Here is a 10,866-nt window from a genome sequence, read left to right on the forward strand (position 1 = left end):
CCAGGTCCCAGGTTTGCAGCGCGTTGTCCCTTTCTCGGAGAGTCTCCGCATGACCGAGGGTCCTGTGCCACCAAGCACCGCTTCCGCTGACATCCAATCCTGCGTCGAGATGATCGGCCATCTGGTCGGCTTCGACACCACGTCGCGCGGGTCCAACCTGGGCCTGATCCACTTCGTGCGCGATCACCTGGCCGCCCACGGCGTCCCGGCGACCGTGATTCCCAGCACCGACGGCACCAAGGCCAACCTGTTCGCCACCATCGGCCCGAACGTGCCCGGCGGCGTGGTGCTTAGCGGGCATACGGATGTCGTGCCCGTGGACGGACAGGACTGGGACAGCGATCCCTTCACGCTCACCGAACGCGACGACCGCCTGTTCGGCCGGGGCACGGCCGACATGAAGAGCTTTCCGGCCATCGCCCTGGCCCTGGTGCCGGAGATGCTGGGCGCAGCGCTGCGTCGACCGATCCATCTGGCGCTGTCCTACGACGAAGAGGTGGGATGCTTCGGCGCACCCGCGCTGATCGACCATATCCGCGCGGATGTTCCGCCGCCCAGCGCGGTCATCGTCGGCGAGCCCACCGAAATGCGCATCGTCGGCATGACCAAGGGAATCGACGTCGTCCGCACCACGATCACCGGGCGCGAGGTTCATTCCAGCCAGCCCCACCTGGGCGCCAGCGCCGTCATGAATGCGGCCGCACTGGTTCACTGGCTGTCCGAACGAGCGGGCGAGCGCGCCGCCATGCCGGTGGCCGGCCTGCCCTTTGATCCGCCCTGGAGCACGATCACGTGCGATGTCATTGAGGGCGGAACGGCGCACAACATCATCGCCAAGACCTGTTCCTTCATCTGGACCGTCCGCGCCATGCCGGACGACGATCCCGCCTTGCTGCGAGCGGCCTTCCTGGCCGAAGCCGCGCGGATCGAGGCTGACATGCAACGGATCGCCGAGGAAGCCCGAGTAACCACCACCGTTCTGGCCTCCGTGCCCGCTTTCCGCCATGAGCCCGGCTCGGAGGCAGAGCGCCTGGTGCGGACGCTGACCGGCGACAACGGCCTGGGCGCCGTCGCCTTCGCCGCCGAGGCCGGCCAGTTCCAGCAGGCCGGCTTCCCGACCATCATGTGCGGCCCCGGGTCCATGGCCCAGGCCCATCAACCCAACGAGTTCATCACGCTGGATCAGGTCCGGGCCGGAACGGCCTTCATGCGCCGGCTGATCGAGCACCTGACCCAATGACCTTGGAGACCGACCGGATATGAGCCTGCCCACCGACTACGGCCCCACCGGCGTGGTGGCCGAAATCGCCTGCGCGGGATGCGGAACGCCCATCGATTCGGAACGCTCGCTCGGCCTGCGCTGTCCCGGCGCCATGGCCGACGACAATGTCGATCATGTCCTGCATCGGTTCCTGGACGGTCCGCGCCTGGGCTTTCCCGACAGCACCGACAGCAATCCGTTCCTGCGCTACCGGACCCTGATGACGTCCTATCATGTCGCCCGGCGCCTTGGCCTGACCGATGATCAATACGTGCCCGTGGTGACGGCGATGACGCGGGCGGCGGCCGATCTCCTGGGCGAACCCGTCCTGATGGCGGACATGGCCGATGTTCCCGTCGACAGCGCGGACCTGACCCTGCCCGTGCGCCGTCTGGAGGCCACCGGTCCCGTCCTGCCCTGGCCGACGCGGGGCCTGCTGTCGATCCTGATTCATCTGGCAGTGTTGGAGGCTGCTGGGCATCGCGCCCTGACAAGCGCCGCGGCGCGCAAGGCCCCGCTGGTCACCGCCGGCGAGCCGGACATGATCCGGACCGCCGTGGTCCTCGCACAGCTCGCGGACAGGCCGCTTCAGGTGGTGGTCCCGGAGCCGTGTCCCCGCGAACTTCTGGCGTTCCTGACCGCCGCGCGCATCGAGATCATCCCGGCCGACGGCGAGTCCGGAGCGGCCTGCCGCGCCCGGTTTCATCAGGTGGTGCGCGGGGGCTCGCTGCCCTTCACCGCCTACGGCGCCCATGCGCTGCCGGCCCGCGACGGCCTGGCCACGCTGGCGTACGACATCGCCGAGGCGGCCGACGCCCGCAACGAAAAGATCGGCCTCGTCATGGTCCCCGCGCACGGCGGCGCGTTGCCGACCGCCATCATCACCGGACTGTCCGAGGCTTATCTGGTCGGCGGCCTGACGCGGTTGCCCCGTCTGGTCGTGATGGACAGCGAGTCCGCCAGCCCGCTGACGGCGGCCATGCGCCGGCTGGACGATGAAATGGGGTCGGTCGATGATCCCCGCCCCGAGGTCTATGTGCCCGCCCTGCGCGAGGCGGCCCAGAACGTCGAGGCGTTTCTCGGCCTGCCGCCGGAGGTGCCCGACCCCGGCGTGACACCGTGGCGGGCGGCGCCGCCCGACTGGCTGGGATGCCTCGACGGCGTGATCCGCACCCGGGGGGCCATGGTCTCCGTCGACGCGATGGAAGACACGGACGAGGACTTGGCGGACGATGAGTCCATGTCGCTGGCGCTCTCGGTCACGCTGGAGGCCCTGCGGGGCATCCCGGATCGCCGCCCCCTTGAGGACGACTACGAGGACAGCGTCGCCTTGGTTATCGGATGAGGCCCGACTCTCACAGCCAGTCGCGCATCCTCTGTACCGCCATGGCCAGCACCAGCATCGGCGTCCGCAACAGGTGGCCCCCGGGAAACGGCAGGTGGCGGATGCGGGCGAACAGGTCGAAGCGTTCCTCCTGCCCGGCCACGACCTCCGCCATCAGTCGCCCGGCCAGCCCGGCCAGTCCGACGCCATGGCCGGAGAACCCCTGCGCAAACAGCGTCCTCGTCCCCAGCCGGCCGAAGTGCGGCAGCCGGTTCGCCGTGATGGCCGCGTACCCGCCCCACGCGTAGTCGATCGCGACATCGTTCAGGTCCGGAAACACCCGCAGCATCGTCCGTCGCATGGCCCCGGCGACGCTGCGCGGTTGAACGCGCGAATAGCTGACGCGTCCGCCGAATAGGAGGCGGTGATCGGCGGACAGGCGGAAGTAGTTGAGCACGAAATTGAGATCCGAGACCGCCTCGTTGCCCGGGATCAGGGCGCGCGCCCGCGACTCACCCAAAGGCGCGGTGCCGATGATGTAGGTCCCCACCGGCATGATGCGCCGGCCGATGGCGGGGACCGCGCGCCACAGGTAGGCATTGCCGCCCAGGATCAGCCACCGCGTCCGCACGCGGCCCTGCGGCGTTCGGATCTCCACGCCGTCCGGCCGTTCCTCGAACGCCTCCAGGGGGGTGTGCTCATGGATCACCGCGCCGGCTTGCTCCGCCGCCGCCGCTAGCCCTAGCGTGTAGTTCAGCGGATGAAGATGACCGCCGAACGGATCGTACAGGCCCCCGACATAGCAGTCACTCGCCACCCGCGACCGCATGGTCGGCGCGTCCCAAAGTTCCAGCCCCCGATAGCCCAGACGATCCCACTCCTCCGCGGTCGCCTCCAGTTCCGTCACATGGCGCCGTTTCAGCGCCGCGTCGATGTGCCCCGGAGCATAGTCGCAGGCGATGCCGTGCCGCTCGATCAGCCCGCTGGTCAGGCTCACGGCCTCCGTTCCCATGTCCCAGTAGGCCTGGACCTCGGCGCCGGACAGTTGGCCCCGGACGGCGTCCATCCCAGCCGCGAAGCCGGCGATGAGCTGCCCACCATTGCGTCCGGAGGCGCCGAACCCCACCTCCCGTTCGTCCAGAACCCGAACCGCGTATCCGCGCTCGGCGAGGGTCAGGGCAGCCGTCAGGCCAGTCATGCCGGCGCCGATCACGCAGACATCGGTGGCGGCATCCCCGGTCAGAGCGGGGCGACGCGGTCGCGAAGCCGCCCCGTCAGCGTAGTAGGATCCGGATCGGGTGTCGGCTTCGCGGCGGAACGGCGTGACCAAGCGCATGAGACATTGGTCTCGGCAACGGGGAGAAGGAGAGGGCCAACGCTGACCGAACCGGAGCGGATCAAACGAACTTCGCGTGACACCTCCGAGCCCCCAGAGATGAGAGCCACCAGGACACCAAGCCCGCCTTTGCGGAGGGTCGCAGCCCTTCGGTTGGGGTGAGCGGAGCGCCCCCATCCGAAGGCGATGTTGGGGGTCGGGCCGTTGGCCCTCACCCCAACCTACCGATTCTCCCTCAGAGGCCGAGCCTACACCGCCACCTTCGGCAGGTCGGCCAGCGAGGCCTGCAACGCCGCGTCGTCGAACGGCACGTCGGTCATCTTGCCGGCGAAGTAGTCGGTGTAGGCCTGCATGTCGAAATGGCCGTGGCCGGACAGGTTGAACAGGATGGTCTCCGCCTTGCCCTCGGCCTTGCAGCGCAACGCCTCGTCCATCACCGCCTTGATGGCGTGAGAGGACTCGGGCGCCGGCACGATGCCTTCGTTGCGGGCGAACTGGACGGCGGCGGTGAAGCATTCGGTCTGCTGGTAGGACCGCGCCTCCATCAGGCCGTACTCCAGGGCGGAACTGACCATCGGCGCCATGCCGTGATAGCGCAGGCCGCCGGCGTGCGTGCCCGGGGGCATAAAACCGGAGCCCAGGGTGTACATCTTCATCAGCGGGGTGAGCTTGCCCGTGTCACCGAAGTCGTAGGCCATCGGTCCCTTGGTCAGCGTCGGGCACGAGGTCGGCTCGACGCCGATGAAGCGGATCGCCTTGCCCTTCAGTTTCTCGCGCATATAAGGGAAGGCCAGCCCGGCGAAGTTGGAGCCACCACCGCAACAGCCGATAACGATGTCCGGCTCGGAATCGGCCATCTCCATCTGCAGCATGGCCTCCTCGCCGATCACCGTCTGGTGCAGGCAGACGTGATTGAGCACGCTGCCGAGCGCGTACTTGGTATCGTCGCGGCTGGCGGCGATCTCGACAGCCTCGGAGATGGCAATGCCCAGCGAGCCGTTGGAGTCAGGGTCCTTCTCCAGGATGGCGCGGCCGGCGGCGGTGTTAGGCGACGGGCTGGGGATGCAGGTGGCGCCGTAGGTTTCCATCAACGCCCGGCGGTAGGGCTTCTGGTTGTAGGAGATGCGGACCATGTAGACCTCGACCTCCAGACCGAAGATGTCCCCGGCAAAGGCGAGCGAGCTGCCCCACTGGCCGGCGCCGGTCTCGGTCGACAGCTTGGTGATGCCTTCCTGCTGGTTATAGAACGCCTGGGCCACCGCCGTGTTGGGCTTGTGGCTGCCGGCGGGGCTGACGCCCTCGTACTTGAAGAAGATCTTCGCCGGGGTCCCCAGCGCCTTTTCCAGCCGCCGTGCGCGGATCAACGGCGACGGCCGCCACAGGCGGTAGACCTCGCGCACCGGTTCGGGGATGTCGATCCAGCGTTCCTGACTGACCTCCTGCTCCAGCACCCCCATGGGGAACAGCGGTGCAAGGTCTTCCGGCCCCATCGGCTGGCCGGTGCCCGGATGCACCGGCGGCGCCACCGGCCCGGGCAGGTCGGCGGCGAGGTTGTACCAAGCCTTGGGCATGCGGTCTTCGGTCAGGAAATACTTGGTCGTGTCGCTCATCGCGGCGGGCTCCCCCTGGGCGCAAAATCAACGGATCGCAAAGTCCGATCCGGCGGCCCGTTTTACCCGTCCACGCCGGAGATGCAAAGGGTCGAGAGACCCTGGCGGCCCGAACAGCCCCGCGCTACGGTTCGGTCCCGTCCGTTGTTTTCAGGAGACCGCCACCATGGCCACCGTCCGCCCCCCTCAAGACCCCGAACAGGACCCGCGCGTGAAGGCCGTGTTCGACGACATCCGCGCCACGCGGGGCACGGATTTCATCAACAACGTCTGGCGTTATCTGGCGTTCGACCCGGCGCTGCTGGAGTCCGTATGGGCCGACATTAAGGCGGTGATGGCCACGCCCTCCGCCCTCGACCCGAAAACCAAGGAGATGGTGTACGTCGCCGTCTCCATCGCCAATGGCTGCGACTACTGTACGCACTCGCACACCGCCGCCGCGCGGGCCAAGGGCATGACGGAGGCCGAGCACGCCGACTTGCTGCGCGTCATCGGCACCGCGTCACGCTTGAACGCCCTGCTGAACGGCCTGCACATTCCGGTGGACGCGGCGTTCGACGCGGACGCGGCCCCGTAGCCGCCTCGGTTAGCGCAGCATATCGTCCGTGGTCAGGGCCGCCGACGGAACGAACCCGCTGATCCCGCGCGCGGAGAGAACCCGGCTCCAGGCGCCGTCGCGGCTGACCTCGGTGACCATGACCACGGTGCCCCGGGACAGCGTTCCGGCGACGCCTGCGTCCGGCGCGGGCAGGCGGCGTACCTCCACGCTGTCCGGGCCGATCACGTAAAGGCCTTCCATGGGCGCGGCCTCGGGCGGCGGTGGCGGTGTCGGTGCCGGATCGGCCGGGGTCGTGCGCCCGATAAAGGGGCCGGAAACGGGCTCCTTCCGGGAGGGCTCCGGCGCGGGCGGGGGCGGCGCACCCGTCGTCGTCTCGGGCACGGCGGACAGAAGCTGGCCGATCACCTTGCTCGGGCCGGCGATGTACAGCGCCACGGCGGCGATCAGCAGGAGCGGCGCCAGTTGAGCGATCTGGGCCGAACCGAACCGGAATCCACGTCCTCGCGCGCGTTTGGCCGGCTGGTCGGCCAGGACCTCCAGCAACTGGGTGATATGGTGGCGCTCGGCGTCGGTGCGGGCGAACGGGCGCGCCTGCTCGGTCAGCGTCCGGGCCATGGGCAGGTTGCCCCGGGCCAGGAAGGCCCGGGCCTGGAAGGCCAGCAGCTCGAAGTTCTCGCGCGGCGGGGCCTCGCCGCCGCCAAGGTTCCGCCACAGCGCGGCCAGTGTGGCGACGGGCCCCCAGGGCAGGGCCCACCAGCCCAGCGCCCAGCAATACAGACTGGCCGCCACCGCCATGCGGTCGCCGTGGGCACGGCAGAAGACGCCGGTGATCGGCTGGCGCCGCACCCGCAGCCCGGCGCCGCGCACCCGGTGCAGCACCAGATAGCGCAGATCGGCCGTGGCGCGCCCGCAGACGCGGCAGGTGCGGGGCGTCAGGGCCGCGCCGTCGGCGCCGGGCGCCGGTCGGGGCGCCGGCCGCGTGGTCTCGTGCCCCGTCCGTCCGGTGTCATAGGCGTGACGGGCGGCAGGGTCGGCGAGGACCCGGTAGGCCTCGTTCAGGGCGTGGAACTCGGCGGAGGCATGCGGCGACGGGTTGCGGTCGGGGTGCAGCAGCTTGGACCGCGCCCGATAGGCCCGCTTGATGCTGGCCAGATCGGCCGTCGGCGGGATCCCGAGCATGATGTAGTAGCCCTTGGGATCGCGGACCACGTGTGACATGGCTGGACTATCCCCAGGGCGCCGGCGCGGGGCCGGCCGGCGCGGCGATGGCGGAGCCGGCGGGCGGATGCCAGTGCGGTTGCCGGTCCTCCAGGACCACGGCGTGCCAGAGCGCCACTGCCTCGTCGCTGTCCGCCGGTCCGGATCGGGTCGAGACCGTCACCCGCAGCCAGCGCGGCACCGCCTCGTTGTTGATGTCGTCCAGGATGGCCGCGCCCAGGGCCTCCGGTCCCGGCCAGGGCAACCCCTCCAGACCGGTCAGATAGCGCGTCAGGCTGGCCGGCACAAGAACGACGCGATCCGGGACATAATCCACCGTGGCGCTCAACGCCCCCGCGCCGACAACGCGCACCGGCCGCGACAGCGTGATGCGGTAATCCAGGCGCTCGGCGGGATTGGCCTGCACGGCCAGCGCCGCGCGGCGCGAGTCGGGGTCCGCTTGTGCGTTCGGCATTGGCGGCGCGGTCATGGGCGCTCCGGGTCCGTGGCTTCGCCGGCGGCGATGGCGTCGGCGATCTCCTCGGGGTCGACCTGCTCGTGCCCCGCGACCACGTACCCACCGCCAAACCAGCGCGACAGATCGACGTCGGCGCAGCGGCGCGAGCAGAAGGGCCGGTAGCGGGCCGCCGTCTCCTTGCCGCAGACCGGACAGCGCGCGGCGGACAGACGGGCGGGCACGGGCGTTTCGGTTCTGGGGGTCTCGTCGGGGTCGGTCATGGGGGCTGCCGTGCGGTCCTTGGTCTCGGTCAGGGTGGAGCGACGCGGGGCGGAGCGTCAACCGCCAGCGTCACATCGTCTCGCACGGTCAAGCACAGGCCGTGCCGGTGCGTCAGGGTGGCGACGCTCTCCGCCAGCGGGCCGCGCATCAAGGCCGCCGCCGAAGGCGCCACGGTGACGGCCAGCGCGTTCGTGGGGGCCGCCCGTGCCTCGCGCCGGACCATGCGCAGGGCCGCCAGCGCCTGGGCCGCCGGGCCGGTCAGACGCTCCGCCAGCGCGGGCGCGCGCCGTTCGCGGGTGATCTCCAGCAGGCCGAGACGCGACACCCCAGCCAGACGGGTCGACGCCGGATCGGCGGCCAGCGCGTCCTCAAGCGCGCGGCGCGCGGGACCGGGCAGACGCGGGCCGTCCGGGATCAGGTCCACCAGGATGGAGCCCGACAGACCGCGCAGGCGAAGTTCGCGGGGCAGGGCGGCCAGGGCTTCGGGGTTGGCCGCGCGGGCCGATCCGGACCCGGCGTCCACATCCACGGCGATCAGGGCCGCCGTCGGCTCGATCACCAAGCGCCCGCCGGAGGGCAGCGGCACGACCGGCGACAGCGCGGCGTCCAGCGCGTCGGCGACGCCGGTCGCCTCGAACAGGTCGTCGGGGTCGGGGTGCATCCGGACCGGTGGCGGCGGGTCGAGCCACTGCGCGAGGTCCCGGTCCAGGGCGGGACGGGCCACCGCGTCGTCCAGGATCACCGTCTCCGGCACCGGATCCGCTGGGCCGAGCAGCCCCCCCCAATCCACCGGCGCCGGCCACACCAGGGCCGGCGCGGTCGCGGCGTCGGCGCGCGCGGTCATCTCCGTCCAGTGCGTGCGCAGGCGTTCCAGGTCCGCCGCCAGGACATCCGCCGTCGCCCCGGCCGCCGCCGTCCGGGCCACCAGGGAGTCACCCTTGGCGGCCATGCTCTTGAGCAGGCCGAGCAGCCGCGATCTCTCTGCGGCGTCGGTGATGCGCGACGACACCGCCACCCCGGGGCGGCGCCCCCCCAGGGCCAGCCGGGGCGAGGTCAGCGCCACGGCCCGCGTCAGCCGCGCTGCCTTGGCGCCGCCATGGGGCTCCGTTCGGGTCGTCTGACGCACCTGGAGCAGGAGGGGAGCGCCCTCCGTCGGCGCGTCTCCCTTCACCTCGCGGCCATCCAGGAATCCCTCGCCCCACAGCCCCAGATCGACCATCGCCCCGCCGCCCGCGCGCGGTCCCATGCGGCCGAGCAAAACGGCGCCGGGGTCGGCGGCCCAGACCCGGTGGTGGGTGATGGCGGTCAGGCGGCCGTGATCCAGGCGCGCCGCGCGGGTCTCGCCGGGTCCGACGGAGACCACCAGGGCGGTCGTCGCCGTCACGGCGCCGGGTAGCCCAGGCCGCGCAACAGCGCCCGGGTCTCGTACAGGGGCAGGCCGACGACGTTGGAATACGATCCCGACAGCGCGCGCGCGAACCCGGCGGCGCGGCCCTGGATGGCATAGCCGCCGGCCTTGCCGTGCCACTCCCCGCAATCGAGATATCCGGCCCGTTCGCCGGCATCCAGATGCTTGAAGATGACGCGGGTGTCCACCAGCCGCTCGGCGACGCGGCCGTCCGGCGCGATCAGAGCGACGCCACCCCAGACGTGATGCGCTTCGCCCGACAGCAGATCCAGGCAGCGCCGAGCGGTCGCGGCGTCCTCCGGCTTGGGCAGGATGCGCCGGCCGCGCGCGACCACCGTATCCGCCGCCAGCACGAAGGCACCCGGATGGCGCGCCGCCACGGCCTCCGCCTTGGCGCGCGCCAGACGGCGGGCGTGGTCGCGCGGCAGTTCGCGGGGCAGCGGGGTTTCGTCGAGATCGGCGGGGTCGACCCGGGCCGGCGTCACGCCGATCTGCGCCAGCAGATCCAGGCGGCGCGGCGAGGCCGAGGCCAGCACCAGGGGCGGGTCGTCGTGTTCGGGCGCGGCGCCCATGAACGGGCCGCCTACTTGTAGCGGAACGTGATGCGACCCTTGGTCAGGTCGTAGGGAGTCATCTCGACGTTGACCCGGTCACCGGCCAGCACGCGGATGCGGTTCTTGCGCATCTTGCCGCTGGTGTGGGCGAGAACCTCGTGGTCATTGTCGAGCTTGACGCGGAACATCGCGTTGGGCAGCAGTTCGGTGACGGTGCCGTTGAACTCGATGGCGTCTTCCTTGGCCATGCCGTGTCCTTGATCCGTTGATTGGGGCGGCCATGACATGAACCCGATTCGCGGATCGGTCAAGAGGCCCGGCCAAGCGTCGGCCGGATCGGCACGTGCGGCACGGGCATAACCGGACATCGTGCCCACACCTGCCCCACAAGAACGACGGGCGCCATCCTTCGGCGGGTATTCGTGTGCGTCGTTGCGACGTCCGATGTTGCCGGTGTAGCGTCGATGGTGGTTTCTTTTGGTTTCATGAAGTGATCGTGCCGGGCGGGTTGGCGTGCTCCCGATGGCTTAGAGTCTGTCCGGAGACTTTACGATATTTTACAAAGCCGACGCATCATGAGCCGGATTGATGCGAGCCGGAGGAAGGCGAGGCCTTTGGCGTTACGACACTCCCAATCCTTCGCCAGCCGGCGGCATCGTCCGAGCCAGGCGAATGTGCGCTCGACAACCCAGCGTTTCGGAAGGACGACGAACCCCTTGGCCCGGTCCGAGCGTTTGACGATCTCCACGTTGACAGCGGAGACGGCCTTCTTGAGACCGGTTTGGAACTGTTCACCCTGGTAGCCGCCATCGGCAAAGAGTTTCACCAGAAACGGATACAACCCGAACAAGGTGGCCATGACAAGAATGCCGCCATCA

The 10,866-nt window shown here is 70.2% G+C and carries 12 protein-coding genes; 3 read left to right on the forward strand and 9 right to left on the reverse strand.

Annotation, left to right across the window (positions count from 1 at the left end):
* Positions 1-49 precede the first annotated feature (49 nt).
* Together argE and BLS85_RS08965 are read left to right on the forward strand one after the other, a co-directional pair.
* On the forward strand, positions 50-1,240 hold the full coding sequence (argE, locus tag BLS85_RS08960) for an acetylornithine deacetylase (protein ID WP_092785378.1): 1,191 nt from the start codon (positions 50-52) through the stop codon (positions 1,238-1,240).
* 19 nt (positions 1,241-1,259) lie between these two features.
* The gene (locus BLS85_RS08965) at positions 1,260-2,606 is read left to right on the forward strand and encodes a pyridoxal-phosphate dependent enzyme (protein WP_092785380.1); all 1,347 of its coding nucleotides are present in this window, start codon (positions 1,260-1,262) and stop codon (positions 2,604-2,606) included.
* A gap of 10 nt (positions 2,607-2,616) precedes the next feature.
* Here BLS85_RS08965 and BLS85_RS08970 read toward each other — a convergent pair whose 3' ends face one another.
* Positions 2,617-3,921, reverse strand: coding sequence for an NAD(P)/FAD-dependent oxidoreductase (locus BLS85_RS08970; protein ID WP_092785382.1), 1,305 nt, complete (start codon positions 3,919-3,921; stop codon positions 2,617-2,619).
* A 248-nt stretch (positions 3,922-4,169) separates the two neighbouring features.
* Positions 4,170-5,531, reverse strand: a complete 1,362-nt coding sequence (locus tag BLS85_RS08975; protein ID WP_092785384.1) for a TrpB-like pyridoxal phosphate-dependent enzyme — start codon at positions 5,529-5,531, stop codon at positions 4,170-4,172.
* Between the two features lie 166 nt (positions 5,532-5,697).
* On the opposite strand from BLS85_RS08975, the gene BLS85_RS08980 reads away from it, so the two are divergent.
* A complete protein-coding gene (locus tag BLS85_RS08980; RefSeq protein WP_092785386.1) occupies positions 5,698-6,108 on the forward strand; it encodes a carboxymuconolactone decarboxylase family protein in 411 nt (136 codons plus the stop codon).
* A gap of 9 nt (positions 6,109-6,117) precedes the next feature.
* Here the strand turns inward: BLS85_RS08980 and BLS85_RS08985 are convergent, their stop codons facing one another.
* The 7 genes from BLS85_RS08985 to BLS85_RS09015 all read right to left on the reverse strand — a co-directional run.
* Entirely contained in the window at positions 6,118-7,308 is a 1,191-nt protein-coding gene (locus BLS85_RS08985) for a DnaJ domain-containing protein (RefSeq protein WP_092785388.1), read from the reverse strand.
* A gap of 7 nt (positions 7,309-7,315) precedes the next feature.
* Positions 7,316-7,777 (reverse strand): hypothetical protein, encoded by a 462-nt coding sequence (locus tag BLS85_RS08990; RefSeq protein WP_176793532.1) that lies wholly within the window; start codon positions 7,775-7,777, stop codon positions 7,316-7,318.
* Positions 7,774-8,025 (reverse strand): DNA gyrase inhibitor YacG, encoded by a 252-nt coding sequence (locus BLS85_RS08995; protein ID WP_092785390.1) that lies wholly within the window; start codon positions 8,023-8,025, stop codon positions 7,774-7,776. Before BLS85_RS08995 ends, BLS85_RS08990 begins: the two co-directional genes overlap by 4 nt.
* Positions 8,026-8,054: 29 nt before the next feature.
* A complete protein-coding gene (locus BLS85_RS09000; RefSeq protein WP_092785392.1) occupies positions 8,055-9,410 on the reverse strand; it encodes a ribonuclease E/G in 1,356 nt (451 codons plus the stop codon).
* Positions 9,407-10,006, reverse strand: coding sequence for a Maf family protein (locus BLS85_RS09005; protein ID WP_092785394.1), 600 nt, complete (start codon positions 10,004-10,006; stop codon positions 9,407-9,409). The genes BLS85_RS09000 and BLS85_RS09005 overlap by 4 nt, the downstream gene beginning before the upstream one ends.
* An 11-nt stretch (positions 10,007-10,017) precedes the next feature.
* Positions 10,018-10,236 carry a translation initiation factor IF-1 gene (gene infA / locus BLS85_RS09010; protein WP_092785396.1) on the reverse strand — a complete coding sequence of 73 codons (219 nt, stop codon included), beginning with the start codon at positions 10,234-10,236 and terminating at the stop codon, positions 10,018-10,020.
* A 299-nt stretch (positions 10,237-10,535) separates the two neighbouring features.
* Positions 10,536-10,866, reverse strand: a 331-nt coding sequence (locus BLS85_RS09015) for a transposase (RefSeq protein WP_143027142.1), incomplete at its 5' end; no start/stop codon positions are given.

It is taken from the genome of Rhodospira trueperi (assembly GCF_900101965.1).
GTDB lineage: Bacteria > Pseudomonadota > Alphaproteobacteria > Rhodospirillales > Rhodospirillaceae > Rhodospira > Rhodospira trueperi.